This window comes from Mesorhizobium sp. WSM4810 (genome assembly GCF_055811235.1).
The window spans coordinates 215,562-234,770 of the sequence record NZ_JBVVQV010000007.1; the positions used below are offsets into that span (position 1 = coordinate 215,562).

Annotated in this window: 18 protein-coding genes and 1 pseudogene; 4 read left to right on the forward strand and 15 right to left on the reverse strand. The window is 59.4% G+C overall.

Going from position 1 to position 19,209, the window contains the following annotated elements; all coding sequences use genetic code 11:
- Positions 1-61: 61 nt before the first annotated feature.
- The 8 genes and pseudogenes from AC0L3O_RS13620 to AC0L3O_RS13655 all read right to left on the reverse strand — a co-directional run bounded on the left by AC0L3O_RS13620 (position 62) and on the right by AC0L3O_RS13655 (position 8,539).
- Positions 62-817, reverse strand: a complete 756-nt coding sequence (locus AC0L3O_RS13620) for an FkbM family methyltransferase (RefSeq protein ID WP_287120818.1) — start codon at positions 815-817, stop codon at positions 62-64.
- A gap of 233 nt (positions 818-1,050) precedes the next feature.
- A complete protein-coding gene (locus AC0L3O_RS13625; RefSeq protein ID WP_473615818.1) occupies positions 1,051-2,004 on the reverse strand; it encodes a UDP-glucuronic acid decarboxylase family protein in 954 nt (317 codons plus the stop codon).
- 211 nt (positions 2,005-2,215) lie between these two features.
- Complete coding sequence (locus tag AC0L3O_RS13630; protein WP_473615851.1) at positions 2,216-2,974, reverse strand: glycosyltransferase family 2 protein; 759 nt, start codon at positions 2,972-2,974, stop codon at positions 2,216-2,218.
- A gap of 30 nt (positions 2,975-3,004) precedes the next feature.
- A pseudogene (gmd, locus tag AC0L3O_RS13635) lies at positions 3,005-4,085 on the reverse strand (GDP-mannose 4,6-dehydratase); the annotation flags it as partial.
- A gap of 107 nt (positions 4,086-4,192) precedes the next feature.
- Positions 4,193-5,470, reverse strand: coding sequence for a sugar transferase (locus tag AC0L3O_RS13640; RefSeq protein ID WP_473615819.1), 1,278 nt, complete (start codon positions 5,468-5,470; stop codon positions 4,193-4,195).
- Between the two features lie 39 nt (positions 5,471-5,509).
- Positions 5,510-6,829 carry a UDP-glucose dehydrogenase family protein gene (locus tag AC0L3O_RS13645; RefSeq protein ID WP_473615821.1) on the reverse strand — a complete coding sequence of 440 codons (1,320 nt, stop codon included), beginning with the start codon at positions 6,827-6,829 and terminating at the stop codon, positions 5,510-5,512.
- Between the two features lie 134 nt (positions 6,830-6,963).
- Positions 6,964-7,602, reverse strand: coding sequence for a transcription termination/antitermination protein NusG (nusG, locus tag AC0L3O_RS13650; RefSeq protein WP_128169382.1), 639 nt, complete (start codon positions 7,600-7,602; stop codon positions 6,964-6,966).
- A gap of 352 nt (positions 7,603-7,954) precedes the next feature.
- Complete coding sequence (locus AC0L3O_RS13655; RefSeq protein ID WP_128248012.1) at positions 7,955-8,539, reverse strand: biotin transporter BioY; 585 nt, start codon at positions 8,537-8,539, stop codon at positions 7,955-7,957.
- Positions 8,540-8,654: 115 nt separating this feature from the next.
- On the opposite strand from AC0L3O_RS13655, the gene AC0L3O_RS13660 reads away from it, so the two are divergent.
- Complete coding sequence (locus tag AC0L3O_RS13660) at positions 8,655-9,563, forward strand: MBL fold metallo-hydrolase (protein ID WP_473615822.1); 909 nt, start codon at positions 8,655-8,657, stop codon at positions 9,561-9,563.
- Positions 9,564-9,592: 29 nt separating this feature from the next.
- On the opposite strand, the gene AC0L3O_RS13665 is transcribed toward AC0L3O_RS13660, so the two are convergent.
- The 5 genes from AC0L3O_RS13665 to AC0L3O_RS13685 all read right to left on the reverse strand — a co-directional run bounded on the left by AC0L3O_RS13665 (position 9,593) and on the right by AC0L3O_RS13685 (position 14,302).
- A complete protein-coding gene (locus AC0L3O_RS13665; RefSeq protein ID WP_473615824.1) occupies positions 9,593-10,447 on the reverse strand; it encodes a phosphorylase family protein in 855 nt (284 codons plus the stop codon).
- Between the two features lie 80 nt (positions 10,448-10,527).
- Positions 10,528-11,319, reverse strand: coding sequence for an ABC transporter permease (locus AC0L3O_RS13670; protein WP_473615825.1), 792 nt, complete (start codon positions 11,317-11,319; stop codon positions 10,528-10,530).
- A complete protein-coding gene (locus AC0L3O_RS13675) occupies positions 11,312-12,199 on the reverse strand; it encodes an ABC transporter permease (RefSeq protein ID WP_473615826.1) in 888 nt (295 codons plus the stop codon). Before AC0L3O_RS13675 ends, AC0L3O_RS13670 begins: the two co-directional genes overlap by 8 nt.
- Positions 12,196-13,233: an ABC transporter ATP-binding protein gene (locus tag AC0L3O_RS13680; protein WP_473615828.1), complete on the reverse strand. Its 1,038-nt coding sequence runs from the start codon at positions 13,231-13,233 to the stop codon at positions 12,196-12,198. Before AC0L3O_RS13680 ends, AC0L3O_RS13675 begins: the two co-directional genes overlap by 4 nt.
- Positions 13,234-13,261: 28 nt before the next feature.
- The gene (locus AC0L3O_RS13685; RefSeq protein ID WP_473615829.1) at positions 13,262-14,302 is read right to left on the reverse strand and encodes an ABC transporter substrate-binding protein; all 1,041 of its coding nucleotides are present in this window, start codon (positions 14,300-14,302) and stop codon (positions 13,262-13,264) included.
- A 197-nt stretch (positions 14,303-14,499) separates the two neighbouring features.
- On the opposite strand from AC0L3O_RS13685, the gene AC0L3O_RS13690 reads away from it, so the two are divergent.
- On the forward strand, positions 14,500-15,498 hold the full coding sequence (locus AC0L3O_RS13690) for a LacI family DNA-binding transcriptional regulator (protein WP_473615830.1): 999 nt from the start codon (positions 14,500-14,502) through the stop codon (positions 15,496-15,498).
- Between the two features lie 59 nt (positions 15,499-15,557).
- Here AC0L3O_RS13690 and AC0L3O_RS13695 read toward each other — a convergent pair whose 3' ends face one another.
- Together AC0L3O_RS13695 and AC0L3O_RS13700 are read right to left on the reverse strand one after the other, a co-directional pair.
- Entirely contained in the window at positions 15,558-16,343 is a 786-nt protein-coding gene (locus AC0L3O_RS13695; RefSeq protein ID WP_473615832.1) for a DUF1499 domain-containing protein, read from the reverse strand.
- A gap of 75 nt (positions 16,344-16,418) precedes the next feature.
- A complete protein-coding gene (locus AC0L3O_RS13700; protein ID WP_473615833.1) occupies positions 16,419-18,047 on the reverse strand; it encodes a fatty-acid--CoA ligase in 1,629 nt (542 codons plus the stop codon).
- 196 nt (positions 18,048-18,243) lie between these two features.
- Between AC0L3O_RS13700 and AC0L3O_RS13705 the strand changes: the two genes are divergently transcribed.
- Positions 18,244-18,600 carry a hypothetical protein gene (locus AC0L3O_RS13705; protein WP_023797902.1) on the forward strand — a complete coding sequence of 119 codons (357 nt, stop codon included), beginning with the start codon at positions 18,244-18,246 and terminating at the stop codon, positions 18,598-18,600.
- A 163-nt stretch (positions 18,601-18,763) separates the two neighbouring features.
- Positions 18,764-19,153 carry a DUF427 domain-containing protein gene (locus tag AC0L3O_RS13710; RefSeq protein WP_473615834.1) on the forward strand — a complete coding sequence of 130 codons (390 nt, stop codon included), beginning with the start codon at positions 18,764-18,766 and terminating at the stop codon, positions 19,151-19,153.
- Positions 19,154-19,209 lie beyond the last annotated feature (56 nt).

Below are 19,209 nucleotides of genomic sequence, written 5' to 3' on the forward strand. Positions count from 1 at the left end.
TTGCTTGGGAAGCTCACGATTGGATTTAGCCCTCTCGAGCCCTGCACATTGTTTCAAGATTCTAAGGCCGAGCGCTTGCACGAAAATACAGTGCATCAATCTGGGTCAAACGCTGAGTCCGCGGGTTTCGATACCCTTGCCAGATATCCCATAGTTCGAACCCACCACCGGCAATGAGTTGGTGCACCTCGATAGCCGTCGCTTGACCCGCATAAAGTTCGACCAGCGATAGTTCAGACAGGACGCCCTGCAGTTGCGGCAATACCGCGGAGGCACCTGCAAGAACAGCAGCTTCGCCGCCCTGCACGTCAAGTTTTAAGAACGCTCGCTTGCCAGCATGATCGATCATATTTGCGAACGAATCGAGCCGCTCTGTCTTGACTTCGATCCGTTTGGCGACGGCCACCTGAGGGGTATGTTCCACGAACGACTCGCGCGGCTCGTGCAGCGAGCTGCTCGTCGATGCTTCCGTAACGTTGAACGTCGCCGACCCGGTGGTGTCGCTCAGCGCAACAGCCGGTCCCACTATCCAGCGCCGGCCTGACGCCTTAGTCGTGCGCATGAGTTCGGAATGCGCGTCCGGCAGCGGTTCAAACGAAATCATTGAGCCTTGGAACCCCGCCGCAAACAGCATTGTACCAAACTGGCCTTTGTTGGCGCCGACATCGATAACGAGATCGATTTCATGCATGCGAAGGAAATGCACCAAACGCAAATCATCGCGCGAATTGACGCCATTCAGACGGACTTCAAGTCCGAACCGCCGCCCAACGTCGCGCAACTGTACCTTCGTTTTGTTACTCAGAGATTGCAGCATGTGAACAGCCCTAGATCGAACGTGAGAAAACCTACCGCAGGAAACACCTGCGCTGTCAACAGGATATGACGTTAACCGCTTTCCATACGTGGCGGCCTTCGGTCGTACTAGGGAACATCGAACCCTTAGCACTTTGTGCGCGATCCTGCGCTTCCTAGGAATTACCTTGCGCACTAAAATGGCCTCGCGGCACGTACGCATTACTACGAGACTTGACGCCTCACAAACTCAGTCTATACAATAGACTTGAAGTACTCTGTTGTTTTTATTAAACCTTCAACCAATTTTACCTTAGGCTCCCATTTAAGATTCTCCCTGGCCAGAGAGATGTCCGGGCGTCGGCGCGTCGGATCATCGGCAGGAAGAGGCTGACGAACCAATTTTGAACGAGAGCCGGTGATTTCCAGGACAGCTTCTGCAAGCTCCACCATCGTATATTCAACTGGATTACCCAGGTTGATCGGCCCGGTAACCGTGGCATCCGTATCCATCAACCGGACAAATGCTTCGACAAGATCGTCGACATAGCAAAATGAGCGAGTTTGGCTCCCGTCGCCGTACAGGGTAATGTCTTCACCTGCCAAGGCTTGCGATATGAAGTTTGAGACGACCCTGCCGTCCCTCAGGTGCATGCGGGGACCATAGGTGTTGAATATTCGCGCAATTTTGATGGCTACGCTATGTTGCCTGTGATAGTCGAAAAATAGCGTTTCGGCACACCGCTTTCCCTCGTCGTAGCAAGAACGCGAGCCGATCGGATTAACGTTTCCCCAATATCCCTCGGTTTGCGGATGCACGACCGGATCTCCATACACTTCGCTGGTTGAAGCCTGCATGATTTTGCACTTCAAGCGCTTAGCCAGGCCCAGCATGTTGATCGCCCCGTGTACGGAGGTCTTCGTCGTTTGCACCGGATCGTGCTGATAGTGAATTGGCGACGCGGGGCATGCCAGATTATAGATTTCATCCACCTCGACATATAAGGGGAAACATACGTCATGGCGCATAAATTCAAAACGTGGGTGATTGTGAAGGTGGTCGATGTTTCGCTTTGTGCCGGTAAACAGATTGTCCACGCAGATGATCTCGTGCCCTTGGGATAACAGCTTGTCTATCAAATGAGACCCCAGAAAACCGGCGCCACCGGTCACTAGAATGCGTTTACGGCTATCATAAATACGGGCCATTGTGCCTTACTCGCTGAGGTTAAGATGATGCTGAAGCACCCGGCTCAGCTCGGTCCGCCCATTGTGTCTGGCAGATAAAACCATGATGCGCATTGACGCCACTGAAGGACCAACTGCCAATGTACTATCCAGCCAAATTCCTGGCATGCAGAAACCGGCAGTCGGCGTCAATATCTCCATCACCGCCGAAAAGAAGTCAGCGCAACGCAAGCTACGATCCAATTCGTGCTGCAATGAACTGGCCGACCTTGCGAACCGGCTTCGCGACCAGCGCATAATCGACCGGACCGGAACCGAGCCATTTGCGCCTGGAATGCAAGGCTTCGAAATTATGAGCTACGTGAGAGCGAATGCCGTTGGTACTTTTGCCGCCTTGCATCATGTCGATCATGACCTGATCGATAAGAGCGGATTTGAATCCGAATAACTCAATGGCACGGAGCATCCAATCGTAGTCTGATGCGACCTTCAGTTCGAGATCAAAGTCGCCCACAGCTTCCGCCACTGTTCGCCTCACATAGAACGTTGGATGGGCGGGCATCCATCCGGTCCGAAAGCCCTTGGCGGGTCGGGCCGCAGCACGCCAACGGCGTACGACCCGCTTGCCCAGATGGTCTTCGACAAAATCCAGGTCACCATGCACGATGTCGGCTGTTTCGAGCCCTGCGGATATCCGTCGCAGCGCTGTGCGATCGTGAAAGCAATCGTCTGAATTCAGCACGCCTACCGCGTCTCCGGTATAGAGACCCAGCCCCTTGTTGAGTGCATCATACATTCCGCTGTCGGGCTCGCTGATCAGCCGGATCTGGTCCGGAGGGTAAGACCGGACAATTGACAACGTCTCGTCCGACGAATTCCCGTCGATGACCACCAGTTCCTTGTCGCCATGATCCTGGGCCAGGAAGCTGTCGACCGTATGCCGGATCGTCGCCGCCGAGTTCCAACAGACGGTCAAGACAGAGATTTTCATACCGACCCAAACTTCACTACTGTGCCGCCACGCGAATGCGATCCTCGTCCAGGCGCCGATGTTCGGATTCCCGCCTTACCGTTTCGAGGTCGGACTGGATCATCTCCTGGACCATCGTGGCGAGCGACGTTGTCGCCTTCCACCCTAGAACGCGCTCCGCTTTCGAGGCGTCGCCGATCAGAAGCTCTACTTCTGTCGGTCTGAAATAGCGCGGGTCCACCTCGACCAGAACGGCGCCCGATTTCGCGTCGATGCCTTTTTCGTCGACGCCGGAACCGACCCACTCAATCTCAGTCCCCACCTCGCTGAATGCAAGCTCGACAAAACGGCGGACCGAGTTCTTCACCCCGGTTGCAAGAACGTAGTCGTCTGGCACGTCATGCTGAAGAATTCGCCACATGCCTTCGACGTAATCGCGGGCATGGCCCCAATCCCGTTCAGCCGACAGATTACCGAGATAAAGCTTGTCCTGAAGACCGAGGCTGATTGCAGCCGCCGCACGCGTAATCTTGCGGGTAACGAAGGTCTCGCCGCGCATCGGGCTTTCGTGATTGAACAGGATGCCGTTGGAAGCATGAATTTCGTAAGCTTCGCGGTAATTCACGGTGATCCAGTAGGCATAGATCTTTGCCGCCGCATATGGCGACCGAGGATAGAAAGGCGTCGTCTCCCGCTGCGGGATTTCCTGCACCTTGCCGTAGAGCTCGGAAGTCGATGCCTGGTAAAAACGCGTCTTTTTTGTCAGGCCAAGCAGCCGGACTGCTTCGAGGAGACGCAATGTGCCGATCGCGTCGGCATTCGCGGTATATTCCGCGGTCTCGAAGCTCACCTGGACATGCGATTGCGCGGCGAGATTGTAGATCTCGTCTGGCTGAACTTCCTGGACGATACGGATGAGGTTGGTGGCGTCGGTCATGTCGCCATAGTGCAGCGACAGCCTTACGTCCTTCTCATGCGGATCCTGGTAGAGATTGTCGATGCGACCGGTGTTGAACGACGAGGACCGTCGCTTGATGCCATGGACGTCATAGCCCTTTGCCAAGAGAAGTTCCGCCAGATAGGCGCCATCCTGGCCGGTGATGCCGGTGATAAGGGCGGTTTTTCTGGTCATTGTGCGTCTCCAAGGTCGATACGACGATATTTCTCAACGCTGATCAGCGTGTCTTTAGACATTACAATACCCATTCAAAAACTGGAGATGTGCGGGTTGCCGCTTTATCAACGCGCGCCAAACCCTGTCAGCATGGTCCGGATGGTCCGAAATACGATCAGCACGTCGAGCCACGGGGAGAAGTTTTTGATGTAGTAGAAGTCGTAGTGAAGCTTCTCCAGAACGTCGCTTACCGCCGCGACATGACCTTGATTGACTTGCGCCCATCCAGTGATGCCAGGCCGGACGATATGCCGGTATCGATAGAACGGCAGCTCGGCCTCATACCAGTTGGAGAGTACGAGTGCTTCCGGGCGTGGCCCGATCCAGCTCATTTCGCCGCGCAATATATTGATAGCCTGCGGCAACTCGTCGATTCTGGACGTTCTCAAAAAACGCCCGACACGAGTGATGCGCGCGTCGCCAATCTTCGTAATAGCCTCTTCCTTCTCGTCATTGGAAGCGCTGCCGAGCTTCATCGTTCTGAATTTATAGACCTCGTACGGATTTCCCCGGTAGCCCATTCGCTTCTGTCTAAATAGCGCAGGTCCGGGTGAATCGATCTTTATGGCAATCACCACAAACACTAGCAATGGCGAGAACACAGCAAGCACAAACAAGGCAGACAACCAGTCTATTGCCTGTTTTATTTTTAGATAGGCCTGATTTGGATTCAACGACCCCAATGTATTCTCAGACAAATGCTCGATTTCAACACGGCCTGTGAGCGATTCTCTTATTTGTTTCACATGATAGACTGGCGTTCCCGACAGCGCGCGGTCGGCGATGTATCGCTCCCACTCATCGGAAAGATCGGCCCGCAGATCAGCAACCACGCCGCTGGCATACTCGACAATTGTGTTGGGCGAATTAACTCTGTGCCAGCTCACACCTTCGATGCTCTGCAGCCGGTCGACATCCCCTCCCGGAATTATGGCAAGCCGGTATGAGTCCATCCGCCGCGTGGCTAGGCTCAAGCCAAAATACCACAAGGTCGATTGGCTGAAGCTGGCTGCCGCTTGAAATCGACTATAATCGAACCTGAAAAAGAAGATGGTCACGAACACAAGGCCGTAGGTCAGGGCGAATGTGGGGAAGATGTAGCCAGCCGCGGCGACGCCGGGGAAGTTGCCGATCCGCTTGTAAAGCATGTAACCCGTGGTATGAGCGACGAATGCCGCAAAAATGGTGGCCTGCATGTTCGATGACCAGATTACGCGGGGATCGACCGACATCCTGATGAGAGCCGGCAGCAGAATGGCGAATATCAATCCGCCAAGCAGCTGAAACCGCATCCGAAGCAGGAGATGTCTGCGATTGGGCAGTTGGATGGTGGTGGTGTTCAAATTGCCACTCGCGAACCGGGTCCCACGAAAACCTGACATTCACCTGACTAGATGCCGCTCTCGGCCAACGCTCGAATAGGCTATGCCTTCCTTCACGACATCCTCACCTCGGTAAACGTTTCGAAGGTCAACCATCACTGGCATCGCCATGAGTGCACGGAGCCGCTTGAGATCCAATGACCGAAAGGCATTCCACTCGGTGACGATCACTATCGCATGGGAGCCGTCGGCTACCGCGTAGGCGCTGTCCCCGAATTCAATGCCGTCGATCAGCTTGCGCGCCTGCTCCATGCCGACCGGGTCATACGCCTTGATCGAAGCGCCCGCATCCTTGAGCGCCTGAATGATGGCTAAGGAGGGGGCGTCGCGCATATCGTCGGTGTTTGGCTTGAACGTAAGGCCGAGGACGCCAATGGTCTTGCCGCGAACCGAGCCCCCGCAGGCATCGACCACTTTGCGCGCCATTGCCCGTTTACGCTGGTCGTTTATCGAGACCGTCGTTTCAATAAGCCGGATGGGACTTGCCGCGTCCTGCGCGGTCTTGACCAGCGCCAGCGTATCTTTCGGGAAACAGGAGCCGCCGTAGCCCGGCCCGGCGTGAAGAAACTTTGCGCCGATGCGATTGTCCAGGCCGATGCCCCGCGCGACGTCCTGCACATCGGCTCCCAACCGCTCGCAGAGATCGGCAATTTCGTTGATGAAGGTGATCTTCATCGCCAGAAATGCATTCCCTGCATATTTGGTAAGCTCCGCCGTACGTCGGCTCGTATAGAAAATCGGCGCGGCATTCAGCGAGAGCGGACGGTAGACCTCGCCCATCACTGCCTTGGCCGCTGTCGAGTCGGTCCCGACAACGATGCGATCAGGCCGCTTGAAATCGTCGATCGCCGATCCCTCGCGAAGAAATTCCGGATTGGAGACCACCGCAAAATCGGCCGTTGGATTCTGCTCGCGGATAATTCGCTCGACCTCGTCACCAGTACCAACAGGCACCGTCGATTTCGTCACAACGACCGTAAATCCCTTCAGCGCCCGGCCTACTTCGGCCGCCGCGTCATAAACAAAGGATAGATCGGCAAAACCGTCGCCACGTCGCGACGGCGTGCCCACGGCAATGAAGACGACATCCGATTGAGAAACCGCATCCGCCAGATTGTCGTCGAAACGCAAGCGACCTTGCAAAGCGTTGGTCGTGACGAGTTCCTCGAGCCCTGGCTCATAGATTGGTATCTTGCCGCCCTTGAGCATGGCAAGCTTTTCTGGATCGCGATCAATGCAGCAGACCTGATGGCCAAAGTCGGCGAAACAGGCGCCCGAGACAAGCCCGACATAGCCGGCGCCAATCATTGTTATTCGCATGCCACGTACTCCCAATCGGCGCGGATGAGGCGATCTCGCAGAGACTTACCAATCGACGGCTACCGCACTCCAGGGTGAATCCCGAGAGCGGATACCACAACAATCTACATCACCGCGCCGCCTTGATGGTGGCGCTACGCGATCGCGACGAGTTCTCTTGAATCCATGTCGACAGGAATCTCGCCATTCATGATGGCAACCAGAACCCGAGCCCTTCCGGCCGGATCGAGCCGGTCAAGACGACCGATCATCTCCGCGAAAGGGCCTGAGAGAATCCGAACCGAAGCGCCCGCAGTAAGGCCTCCGCTGAAATCAAGCAAGCCGTCCTTGCCGGTCAGGGCAATGAACCGCTCCACCAGCCCCGAGGGGACCGGCAATGGCCGCTCGCCCTGCATGATGAGGGAGCGCACACCGAACGTTCCATTGACCGAGCGCCAGCGCTGCAGCGCGACATCGAGGGCGATGAACATGTAACCTGGAAAATAGGCTGCCGGTCGCGTCTCGACGCGCCGGGCATGACGAATGGTCCTCTCGCAGCGAGGTATAAACGGGTGAAACCCCTGCAGCCGGAGATGCCGTTCGGCGACGTCTTCCTTTCCCGGAAAAACGCTGGCGGCATACCAGCGTGCTGCGATGCCGGTTGCGGGCCGCTGCGGCAATACAGTCGCCTTAACAGTTGTTTTTTCCGGGCTGATCACAAGTATCCTTCTCGGCGGTCTTGGCACGGTCGGGGCAAGCGTTACGACAGCGTGAAGACACCAGCAAGCAACCATGTCGCGAGAATCAAGGCGATTGGTCGAATCCTGTTAATTGTCCACTACTTTAGCTGCGCCTAATAGTCATCGCGCCGATTTCTTGTTTAGCTATCCAGCAGCGGTATCGAGCAATTGCGTCGATATGTAGCTGCCTGGTTACGCTGACTCGCGACGAACCGCTGGCTCTTCTGGTGCTTAATCAGTCGATTTGAACATTGTGTGACGGTTATCGTTAGCAAAGCGTTACCGACCGCTTGGCGGCGGTCTGCTTTGACGAGAACTCGCGGTAGGCCGTCGCTGAAACGGTAACCGTTCCACGATCTGTGGTTGCGTGCTCGATCAGTGCCGCGCCCGATCTGTCGACCAGAGCTCAGGAGCGTTTGAGCAGCGACCAGACGGCGGGCACAAGGCTCGCTGCCAGGCCGACCTTGATCAGGTCGCCGACGATGAAGGGCACGACGCCGAACTGCCATGACTTTTCCGGGCCGATGAGCAGCGCCAGCCAGGCAAAGCCCATCGCCATCATGACGATTTCGGCAACCAGCATCGCGTTGAAGAGCTTGACCGGATGGCGATCCCAGCCGCGATCGGCGGCCCAGCCGACGATCGCCGCCATGACGACGAAGCCGAAGAGATAGCCGCCGGTCGAGCCGAGCATGTAGGCTATGCCGATGCCCTTTTCCGGCGTGCCCTGGAAGACCGGCAAGCCGATCGCGCCCTCCGCCATGTAGAGAAGCAGCGTGGCGACGCCGAGGCGCATGCCGAACGCAGCTGATATCAGGAAGACGGCCAAGGTCTGCATCGAGATGTCGACCGGTCCGAGCAAAACCCTGGTCTTGGCCGACAAGGTCAGCACCAGCGTACCGACGATCGCCAGCAAAAGCTGGGTCGCCAGGCGGGCCGCACCCTTTTCAGGCAGAGCGAGAGAAACAAGCGGCGTCGTTGCAATTGCCATGGTCTTCCTCATTCGGATTGCCGCAGATCGCGGCCTTGCGTTTTCCTATATTGGCTTCCGTGTTATGCGGCAATCGGTTTTGCCGCCTCTGGAACAGAGCTGAACGACATTCGCTATGGCGCTGAAATTCGACACAGACTTCGACCCGGCCTACGGCCAGGGCGTGACCGTTGCGCCCGACGTGGTTCGGGTCACCGCGAAAAATCCCGGCACGTTCACATTCTACGGCACCAACAGCTACATCGTCGGGCGCGAGACGCTGGCGGTGATCGATCCGGGGCCGGATGACGAGGCGCATCTCAAGACACTGCTCGCGGTGATCGCAGACAGGCCGGTCAGCCATATTTTCGTCAGCCACACGCATCGCGACCATTCCCCGCTGGCAGCGCGGCTAAAGCAGCACACCGGTGCAATTATCCTGGCCGAGGGTCCGCATCGGCCGGCGAGGCCGCTGCGCACCGGCGAAATCAATCCGCTCGACGCCAGCGCCGACACCGCCTTCAATCCGGATATCGCGCTTGCCGACGATATGGTGGTCGACGGCGACGGCTGGGCGATCAGAACGGTGCTGACGCCGGGCCATACCGCCAACCACGCAGCCTTTGCGCTGGAAGGAGCCGGTATCCTGCTCTCGGCCGATCATGTCATGGCCTGGGCGACCTCCATTGTTGCGCCGCCGGACGGCGCCATGGCCGACTATATGGCCTCGCTGGATCGGCTGATCGAGCGCGACGACCGCCTGCTGCTGCCCGGCCATGGCGGGCCGGTGACAGCGCCGAGCAGCTTCATGCGCGAGCTGAAGTCGCATCGCAGGATGCGCGAACGCGCGATCCTGGAGCGGATCAGAAGCGGCGACCGGACGATCAAGGAGATGGTCGCGGCGATCTATCGGGATACCGACCCGCGCCTGCATGGCGCGGCCGCGCTGTCGGTGCTTGCCCATCTCGAGGACCTGGTGGCGCGCGGCCTGGCGAGCACCGACGGCGACCCTGACATCGACGGCATTTTCAGCCTGCCTGGCTAAGCTCCCGCCAGAACTACGCTCCTGAAAGCTCAGAACCGGCTGGAACGCTCTTCGGGTTGGGGCGACTTCAGACCCTGGCAAGAGCATTGCGGATTGGCCGGAAGCCGCGCGGCGGTCTCCAGCGCGACAAGCGAGGCTGTCATGGAGAGATTGGGCAGCACGTCCTCCTGCAGCAATTTCTGGCGGTTGCGGTCCATATAGTCGTTGAAACCCGCCGTGACGAACGCACAGGGCACGAAGCAGGCGCCGATCTCGCGCGCCAGGGTCGCCTCAGGGGCGATGGAGTGGTTGAGCACGTCCGCCCCCATGCCGCGATAGGCCAAGGCTTCGGCCGGGGTTGTCAGCCGCGGCCCATAACAATGGGCAGCCACCAGTTGCTGTTCGATGCCATGCACGCGGCATTCGGCCGGCCAATGGCGGCGGGCCGTCTCGGCCAGAACCGCCGCACATCTTGGACATACGATCTGCTTGCCCGAACAGTCAAAACTCTGGCGGTCCGGAAGCAGTGAAAACGGGGTCTGCGTCAGTTCGATGATATCGGCGGGCACCACCATGTCGCCGGGCTGGATCGCCTTGTTGACGGCGCCAACGGTCGAGCAGGCGAGGACTTGCCGCACCCCCGCTTGCATCAACACCCAGAACGCGCGGCGATGGCAGGAATGGTCGATATGGTCGCGGGGATTGCCGTGCGAATACATGCACAACGCCCGCTTTGCTCTGCCTTCGGCTGAAATCGAGGCATCGAACTCGAGCAACTTCCAGTTGTCGGAACGACCGAAAGGCGTTTCAAAACTCATGTCGCGCCGCAGCGTGCGCACGCCCTCGACTCCGACATCTTCCGGGAAGGCAAGCCCCCAGTTTGCCGACCCGGTGATGATGGCCAAGCCAACCTGAGGGATGTCAGTCGATTGATCCGCCGGAGCACCGGCCGCGTGATGATTTTGGGGCATGCTTCCAGTCTCGGTCAGGATTTTTGGCGAACGGCCACGATCACGACGACGACCACAACAATAGCGGTCCACAATGTCGAGATCGCCGCAATGGTCGGATCGATCTGATCGCGCAGCGAGATGAACATGAGCTTCGGCATCGTGCTGTTGCGACCACTTGCGACGAAGATCGAAATCACGGACTCATCGAGCGACGTCAGGAAGGCCATCAAGGTCGCCGACAACAGGCTGAGCCGAAGTTGCGGAACGATTATTCCGCCAATGGCCCTGGCCCAGTCCGCGCCGAGGCTGCGCGCGGCCTGAACCTGGTTCCAGTCGAAGCGAGCCAGGGCCGGCAACAACACAATGCACGCCACCGGAACAGCCAGCACCACATGTCCGACCAGCACACCGAACAGCGTTCCGACCAGACGTTGCGCCGCCAGCACAAAGAAGAGGCCGATCGCCAGCAGGATTCCGGGGGTGACCGAGGGGGTGAGCAGGACGCCCTGGATGGAAGCCGCGGTCTTGCCGCCCAGCCGATTCATCGAGATGCAGGCGAGCAGCGCAAAAGGCACCGCGATCAGCGCCGTCAACGTCCCAAGGATCAGGCTGGTCCTGAGTGCTGCCATCCACGTCGCCGAGCCGAAGAAGTTCTCGTACCAGCGCAGCGAGTAGGCTTGCGGCGGAAACTCGAGGAGATCAGACGCCGAAAACGAAAGCGGCACCACGACCAGCGTCGGCAACATCAGAAATGCCATGACCAGAGCAGCAAAGCTCCAGAGGACGATGCGGGCGAGCCTGTTTTGCGGATAGGCTTCAAGCATGGGAGGCTGCCCCTGTGTTGTGGGCCAGCAGGCGGCGTGCCGCCAGCAGCATCACACCGATCAGCGCCATCAGAACGAGGAGCAGAATGCCCAGGACGCTGGCCGACCCCCAATCCTGAAAGGTCGATAGCGCACGCTCGATCCGGGTAGAGAGAGGATTTACCTTGCCGCCGCCAAGCACCGCCGGCGTGATGAAAAAACCGATGGAATAGATGAGGACGATGACCGAACCCGAGAAGATGCCGCCGGCCGAAAGCGGCATGATGACGGTGCGGATGACCTGCCCGAGGGTCGCTCCCATGCTCGCTGCCGCGCGAACGAGGTTTGGGTCGATATCGCGCATCGCGGCATAAACCGGCAGCAGAAAGATCGGCAGCATGTAGTGAACCATGCCGATCAGCGTTCCGGTAAAATTATAGACCAGCGGAAAAGGCTCCGCCGTCAGGCCCGAACCAGTCAAGGCCGCGTTGATCAGGCCATCACGCCGCAACAGCACGAGCCAGCCATAGGTGCGCACCAGGATGGCGGTCCACAACGGCAGCATGACGAAGGCCATCAGCACGTTGGCCACCCTTGGCCTGGCGCTGGCCAAGGCGAGTGCCAGCGGGGTGCCCAGAAGAATGCAGATCGCCAGCGTGCCGAGGGACAGTTCGAGGGTGGTGACGAGCGCCGACCATGTCAGTCCGCTCGAAAGTACTTTCGCGTAGTTGCCGACAGTGTACTCACCGCCTGTGGTCAAAAAAGATTGCCGGATGATCCAAAGGATGGGCAGTATCGCCGCCAGTCCAACGATGAACAGCGCCGGCAGCGAAAGCGAAAGAAAAAACCGCCGCTCGCGGCGCGCATCCGCCAAGAGCGCTGGATCCGCGGTGACGGTCACGCCAGCGCTCCCGGTATCGCGTGAATCTTCGCTGCTGGTGCATAGGCGGTCATCCGCTGACCGGCGGCAAGCTCGGCGCAACCGCCGGCCAGTGCTGCCGGAATGCAGACAAGGACCTCCTGGCCACCGTCAAGCGCCAGCGTCAAAAGCCAGTTCTCGCCGCGGAACGCCTTGGCGCGCAGTGTTCCTTCGAGAGCCACTGCGTCTGCCCCGGCGAGCTTGGCATCAAGATGGAAGCTTTCGGCGCGAATCATCAGGGTCTCGCGTGACGCTTCGGCGCCGTCGATCCTGCGCACCGAGCCCGGCGGCACAATGTTTGCCTCGCCCATGAACTCGGCGACGAAGCGGGTCGACGGACGATCATAGATCCGCTGCGGCGTATCGATCTGTTGGATGCGGCCGGAGTTCATCACCGCAATCCGGTCGGACATGATCAGCGCTTCGCGCTGGTCGTGTGTCACATAGATTGTGGTGATCCCCAGGTCATCGTGCAGACGCCGGATCTCGTACTGCATGGTTTCGCGCAGATTCTTGTCGAGCGCCGACAGCGGCTCGTCCATCAGCATCACGCGCGGTTCGAAGACGATTGCCCGCGCCAATGCCACCCGTTGACGCTGGCCGCCGGACAGTGCGGCAACATTGCGCTCCGCCAGGCCATCCAGCTTGACGCGGGCCAGGGTGGCAAGCGCCCGTTGACGCGCCTCCGCTCTCGGCGTCTTGCGCAGCGCCAGCGGATACGCGACATTCGCCAGGACATTCATGTGGGGAAACAAGGCGTAATTCTGGAATACGATGCCGATGTCGCGTTTGTTCGGCGCCAGGCGGGTGATGTCGCGATCGCCCAACAACAGCTTGCCGGAATCCGGCCGGACAAAACCGGCCAGAGCCATGAGCAGCGTGGTCTTGCCCGATCCCGATGGCCCCAGCAGCGTGAGGAACTCGCCAGCTTGAATGTCGAGCGAGACATCATCCAGTGCGACGTAGGACCCGTAAGCCTTGCTGACGCTGTCGATGGTGATCGGGAGCGACTTCATCATCTGCTCCTGCCTTGTCAGCCGAGACTCAGCGGGCCATCATCTCATCGAAGGCCTGTTGGGCAGCCTCGCCGTTCTTGACCCACCATTCCGAATTGGAAAACACCGAAGTGCCGGCATTTTCAGGCGCCGTCGCAAGCGTCTTCAGACGGTCCTCGGGAATCAGGCCACCCTCATAGGCCGCAGGATTGACCGGGCCGTAGGCGATGAAATCGGTCAGCTTCGCAACGCGCGCGGGCTGCGTCATCGCAGCGATGAGCTTCATCGCGGCTTCCTTGTTCGGCGCTCCCTTCGGCACCCCAAGGCAGTCCGTGCCGATGACCGACCCCTTGAACGTGTAGTCAGCCGCGCCGCCATCTTTTTTCACGGTCTCTGCCCTTCCGTTCCAGGTAACGACCAGATCCGCCTCACCATCCTTCAGCAGCTGCGCGGACTGGGCTCCCGAGGTCCACCACACGGCGACATCCGGTTTGATCGCTTCAAGCCGCTTGATGGCGCGCTCCAGCCCTTCCGGCGTGCTGAGCACGGCATAGACGTCCGCCGGCGCCACGCCCTCGGAGAGAAGCGCGATCTCGATCGAGTCCTGCGCATTGGCGCGCAACGCGCGGCGGCCCGGGAATTTGGCTACGTCCCAGAACTCGGCCCAGGTCTTCGGCGGGTTCTCGCCATAGGTCTTGGTGTTCCACGACAGGACAGTGCCATAGGAATCGAACGGATAGCAGTAGTCCGACTTTGCGCCGTCGGGCACGGATTTGGGATCGATGATCTTGTAGTCGAGCGGCTCGAGCAGCGATTGAGCGGCCGCCTGCGCGCCTTCCGGTGAGCCGAGGTGGATAATGTCGGTCGCAATTGCCCCCGAGGTGACCTGCATCTTCAAGGCGGCCAGGCCGTCGCTCAGGGTCTCCTCGCGGACATCATAGCCAAGCTCTTTTGCAGCAGGGCCCCACATGGCCTCTTTCATGGCGTTGCCATAATCGCCGCCTGCGGTCGTAATGGTGAGTGTTTGCGCGTGGACGGGCACGGCAGCCGAGATGGCGAATGCTGTTAAGGAAATGCGCAGCCAGGACATAGGTTCTCCTCCCCAACGTCATCAAACATTGCCTGAAATGGCCATTTATTCGTAATCGTAACGTTACGATTGCATCTGAATACGCAGGAGTCAAGCTGCTTGCCACGGGCGTTCGGATTGACCGGGATGTCGAATCCGGTAACGTTATGGCGGTCAGCAAGTCAGCCGGCGCTTTCGCAAATGAAGTCGGGCGAACAATGGCCAATCTAAAGCAGATCGCGGCGGAACTTTCCCTCTCGGTGACCACGGTGTCCCGCGCTCTGAAGGATGGGCCGGAAGTGCAGCCCTCGACCATAGCCCGCGTCAAGGAGGCGGCCAAGCGGGTCGGCTATCTGCCAAACCATCATGGTCGTGCGCTCAAAACCGGTCGAACGCTGACGCTGACGGCAGTGCTGCCGATGGAGACCCGAGACCATCTGTCCGATCTGTTGAAGCTGCCTTTGATCGAAGGCATGACGCTGGCGGCGCGGCAAGCCGGTTATAGTCTGTCCATCTATTCCACCACGCCCGACGACGATCCCGTCGAGAGCGTGCAGCGGCAGCTTCAGGCGCGCAGCACGGACGGACTGATCATCACGCGCCTGGTGTCGGGTGATCCGCGCGTCAAGCTGCTGCTGGATCAACGCATGCCATTCGTCGCGTTTGGAAGAACCGACCTGGATACCGCCTATCCTTATGTCGATGTCGACAATGAACAGATTGCCTACGAGGCAACCCGACGGCTCATGGACAAGGGCTGCCGACGCATTGCACTGCAACTTCTGGTGCCGGAGGATCAGGCAAGCGCCATGCGTCTTTCCGGCTATGCAAGGGCAATGGCCGAGGCCGGCATTGCGATCGACCAAGCGCTGATCGGTCATGGCATGTTCACCATGGAATCGAGCGCAGCCTGGTTCGATCGCTTGCTGGCTTGTTCAGATCCGCCGACAGGCCTGGCATGCGCCAACGAACTCGGCCTTCTGGGGGCGCTGCACGCTCTTGGCAAAAGAGGTCTTGCTCCGGGGAGCGACGTCCACATCGTAACGCGTGACAGCACGCGGCTGGCACGGTTCCTGCCGGCGAAGATCGAAGTTCATTCCGTCGATATGACGGCTGTCGGACGCAAGCTTGTCGAAGTCCTGGAGAGCCGCATCATCAATCCGCTTGGACCGGTGGAGACAATTTTGCTCAAGGGTGAATTCGACCCCGGCGAATAGCCTGCCCGCATACTCAACCCGTGATTGTATCAGCCGCATTTCTGTGGCGTCAAAGCGATTCACTCGGCCGGGGCCGTGCCGACCTGGCCGGCGACTTCCTTATCCAGCTCGGCCAGGAAATCCACGATGCGGGCCGCATTGTCGCCAAGGTCGTAGCGGCCGTAACGCGAGGCCGAGCGCATGTCGACGATGACCGCGTCGCCATCGTCGGTCACACGGATGGCGACGTCGGCGGGAAGGCTGAGGATGAAGCTCCTGGCCAGGGCATTGATCGTCACCTCGCTTTGCCCGATCGCACGGGGAAACGGCGCCGCAAGCTGCCAGTCCCGACGATCGAGCACGGTTTCGACTGCTTCCAGGACCCGATCGAAAGGCAGATTGTAGCTGCGTCCGGTGACAAGCGGATAGGTCTCGGTCTGCAGGCGCCGCTCGCCCGGGTTCGGTGACGAAAGCGCGTTCATATCACCGGTCCGGGTGCTGGTGTCGAGCACCGGCGGATCGTCGAAATCCGTCGAGATATCCCTGAGCGGCGGAGAAGTCGCTGCCCAGTAGGCGGCAATGCCAAAAGGAACAAGCACCAGCAGCGCCAGCACCGTGCCGACGGTGAGATCGCGACCGCCACGGTCGCCGAAATTCCACAGTCTCGAAAACGCAAATCCGGCGAACAACAGCGCAAAGGCGGCAAGCAGCGCGACAATGCCGAGCACCCAAAGGAAAGCCGGCGTTTCAACAAGCTGATAGCGGTGGCCGACGAGAACGGTCAGCAGAAGGACCGCCGAAAAAGCGCCTGTCCGCCGCGACCAGCCGGCCGCCTTCGACGTCTGTCGCTCGGGAGTTTTCATCATTTTCAGCACTGCTTCACCCCGGACCGGCGCTTAAGCCGTTCAGCGGCGGCTTGAAGGCGAAAGACGTCATGTCAGTCAGTCCGTCGGCAGGCGATAGTCCCTGAACTGCCGGCGCAAGGTTGTCTTCTGGATCTTGCCGGTGGCGGTGTGGGGAATTTCGCCGACGAAGGCGACGTCATCCGGCATCCACCACTTCGCCACCTTGCCGTCCATGAAAGCCAGGATATCCGTCTTGGTCGGCTCCCGGCCCGGCTTGCGGACGACGACAAGCAACGGCCGTTCGCCCCATTTCGAATGTTGGATGCCGATGGCGGCCGCCTCCGCCACATCCGGATGACCGATCGCCAGATTCTCGAGCTCGATGGTCGAGATCCATTCGCCGCCCGACTTGATGACGTCCTTGGCGCGATCGGTGATCTGCATGTAGCCCCCTGGGTCGATATGGGCGACATCACCGGTATCGAACCAGCCTTCTTCATCGAACTGTTCGGATCCGATGCCGCCATAATAGGCACGCGCGACGGCCGGTCCGCGGACCTTCAAGCGTCCGAATGTCTCGCCGTCCCATGGCAGTTCCTTGTCGTCGTCGTCGGTGACCTTCATCTCGACCCCGAAAGGTGGAAAACCCTGCTTGCTCTGGACGTCGAGCCGGGCTTCGCCCTCAAGCCCGGCATAGCCCGGCTTCAAGGTACACAGCGTGCCGAGCGGCGACATTTCGGTCATGCCCCATGCATGGATGACCTCAACATCGTAATTGCCCTGGAACTTTGCCGTGATCGCACGCGGGCAGGATGAGCCGCCGATAACGACCTTGTTCAGATAGGGAAGTTTCTTGCCGGTCTCCTCCAGGTACTGCAGCAGCATCAACCACACTGTCGGCACGGCGGCGCTGAACGTCACCTTTTCGGTGTCGAGCAATTCATAGATCGAGGCGCCGTCCATCTTGCAGCCAGGCATGACCAGCTTGGCGCCGATCATCGGGCCGCTCTGGCCAAGGCCCCAGGCGTTGGCGTGGAACATCGGCACAACCGGCAGTATGGTGTCGCGCGAGGAGAGGCCCATCGCATCGGGCATCGCCGCAATCATGGCGTGCAGCACGTTCGAGCGATGGCTGTAGAGCACGCCTTTCGGATCGCCTGTCGTGCCCGAGGTGTAGCACATGCCGGCGGCGGTGTTTTCATCGAACGTCTTCCAGGTGAAGGCGCCGTCGGCTTCGTCAAGCCATTCCTCATAGGCAACAGCATTCGGCAGCGCCGTCTGCGGCATGTGTGCCTTGTCGGTCAGCACGATCACTTGCTTGAGCGATTTGACCGCGCCGGCGATCTTTTCAAGCAGCGGCATGAATGTCAGGTCGACGAAGATCGCCTTGTCCTCGGCATTGTTCATGATCCAGGCGATCTGCTCGGGAAACAGGCGCGGATTAAGCGTGTGATAGATCGCGCCGACACCCATGATGCCGTACCAGGCTTCGATGTGGCGCGCCGTGTTCCAGGCCAATGTGGCGATGCGATCGCCAAGCCCAAAGCCATCACGCTCGAGCCGCTCGGCGACCCGCAAGGCGCGGCGATGAATTTCGACGTAAGTGGTCCGGACGATCGGGCCCTCGATCGAGCGCGACACAATCTCGCGTTCGCAGTGCTGCCTGGCTGCATTGTCGATAAGCTTGTGGCAAAGCAGCGGCCATTCCTGCATCAGTCCGAGCATTCTTCTCCTCCCATGGGTTTTCGTTCCCCCATTGGTTTTCGTTCCATTGTGGGACGAACACGCGGATTGTCCAGCCATGACCGGGCAGAAGCAGCCCATTGTTCAAAAAGGCAGGGAAAACCGCCACAATCCGGCCATTGTCGACATTAACTTTGATTAATGGTAGGGGTGTGATTGGCGAATGAAAGAGGTTCGCATGGACGCGCAGCTCGACGACAAAGCTCTCGAAGATTCGCTTGCCGAAAGCCTGGCCGATTTGGTGCCGGACGCCAAAACCGTTTCCGAGGACGAATTCGTCGAAGTCGTCGGCGGCGCCCTTGAGGCGGTCGGCGGCACGCTGCTGTTCAAGATGTGCGTTCAGAACGAAGGCGAAAGCCAGCATGTCGCCGCGGCTTGCGTCGGCGATGGCGGCAACCGCCAGTTCCTGCTTCTTACCTTGCCGACCGGCGGTGGTGCGCTCAAGGTCGAAACCGCGTCGCGAAGCACCAATCCTGTCGCCGGTATCGCCGCCGCCTATGCCGGGCTGATGGACGCCTTTCAGGCTGCCGCCTGATCGGTCATCAGCCTGATCGGTCATCGGCCCTGATCGGTCATAGCCATGCTCGATTTGACGAGATATCCTTCAACGCCAAAAGGCGATGGAGCCCCCGCATTCGACAGCGCCCTTGCGTAGCGCACACGCCCTACACACCTTAGGTCGTGCAAGGAGAACCGTCATGGACCAGACCGCCAATCCGTCACCCGGCTTTCAGCGCAACCCGGATAAAGTCATTACCATCGAGCCGTACAGCGGAACTGTGACCGTACGCGCCGGCGACGCGGTCATTGCCTCGTCCAGGAGGGCCAAGGTGTTGACCGAATCCCCCTACCCCGGGATCCTCTACATTCCATTCGAAGACATCGATTTCGACCAGCTTCGCAAGACGGACTCGTCGACTCATTGCCCATATAAGGGCGATGCAAGCTATTGGAGCGTGCTGCCTGCCGCGGAAGCAGGCAAGGATGCGATGTGGGCCTATGAGCGGCCTTTCGACGAGATGATCGAAATCCGCGATCACGGCGCGTTCTATCCCAACAAGGTGACGGTCGAAGCCAAACCAGCCTGAGCAGGGCCAGCCTGAGCAGGGACGGCTCGCGGCCTGTCCCGCCGATCATTCGATGG

What these genes read in the sequence shown, in the direction of transcription:
- AC0L3O_RS13620 (WP_287120818.1), bottom strand. Translation starts at nt 817, where the DNA reads ATGCTGCAATCTCTGAGTAACAAAACGAAGGTACAGTTGCGCGACGTT.
- AC0L3O_RS13625 (WP_473615818.1), bottom strand. Translation starts at nt 2,004, where the DNA reads ATGGCCCGTATTTATGATAGCCGTAAACGCATTCTAGTGACCGGTGGC.
- AC0L3O_RS13630 (WP_473615851.1), bottom strand. Translation starts at nt 2,974, where the DNA reads ATGAAAATCTCTGTCTTGACCGTCTGTTGGAACTCGGCGGCGACGATC.
- AC0L3O_RS13645 (WP_473615821.1), bottom strand. Translation starts at nt 6,829, where the DNA reads ATGCGAATAACAATGATTGGCGCCGGCTATGTCGGGCTTGTCTCGGGC.
- nusG (WP_128169382.1), bottom strand. Translation starts at nt 7,602, where the DNA reads ATGGTTGCTTGCTGGTGTCTTCACGCTGTCGTAACGCTTGCCCCGACC.
- AC0L3O_RS13655 (WP_128248012.1), bottom strand. Translation starts at nt 8,539, where the DNA reads ATGGCAATTGCAACGACGCCGCTTGTTTCTCTCGCTCTGCCTGAAAAG.
- AC0L3O_RS13660 (WP_473615822.1), top strand. Translation starts at nt 8,655, where the DNA reads ATGGCGCTGAAATTCGACACAGACTTCGACCCGGCCTACGGCCAGGGC.
- AC0L3O_RS13670 (WP_473615825.1), bottom strand. Translation starts at nt 11,319, where the DNA reads ATGCTTGAAGCCTATCCGCAAAACAGGCTCGCCCGCATCGTCCTCTGG.
- AC0L3O_RS13680 (WP_473615828.1), bottom strand. Translation starts at nt 13,233, where the DNA reads ATGAAGTCGCTCCCGATCACCATCGACAGCGTCAGCAAGGCTTACGGG.
- AC0L3O_RS13685 (WP_473615829.1), bottom strand. Translation starts at nt 14,302, where the DNA reads ATGTCCTGGCTGCGCATTTCCTTAACAGCATTCGCCATCTCGGCTGCC.
- AC0L3O_RS13690 (WP_473615830.1), top strand. Translation starts at nt 14,500, where the DNA reads ATGGCCAATCTAAAGCAGATCGCGGCGGAACTTTCCCTCTCGGTGACC.
- AC0L3O_RS13695 (WP_473615832.1), bottom strand. Translation starts at nt 16,343, where the DNA reads ATGATGAAAACTCCCGAGCGACAGACGTCGAAGGCGGCCGGCTGGTCG.
- AC0L3O_RS13700 (WP_473615833.1), bottom strand. Translation starts at nt 18,047, where the DNA reads ATGCTCGGACTGATGCAGGAATGGCCGCTGCTTTGCCACAAGCTTATC.
- AC0L3O_RS13705 (WP_023797902.1), top strand. Translation starts at nt 18,244, where the DNA reads ATGGACGCGCAGCTCGACGACAAAGCTCTCGAAGATTCGCTTGCCGAA.
- AC0L3O_RS13710 (WP_473615834.1), top strand. Translation starts at nt 18,764, where the DNA reads ATGGACCAGACCGCCAATCCGTCACCCGGCTTTCAGCGCAACCCGGAT.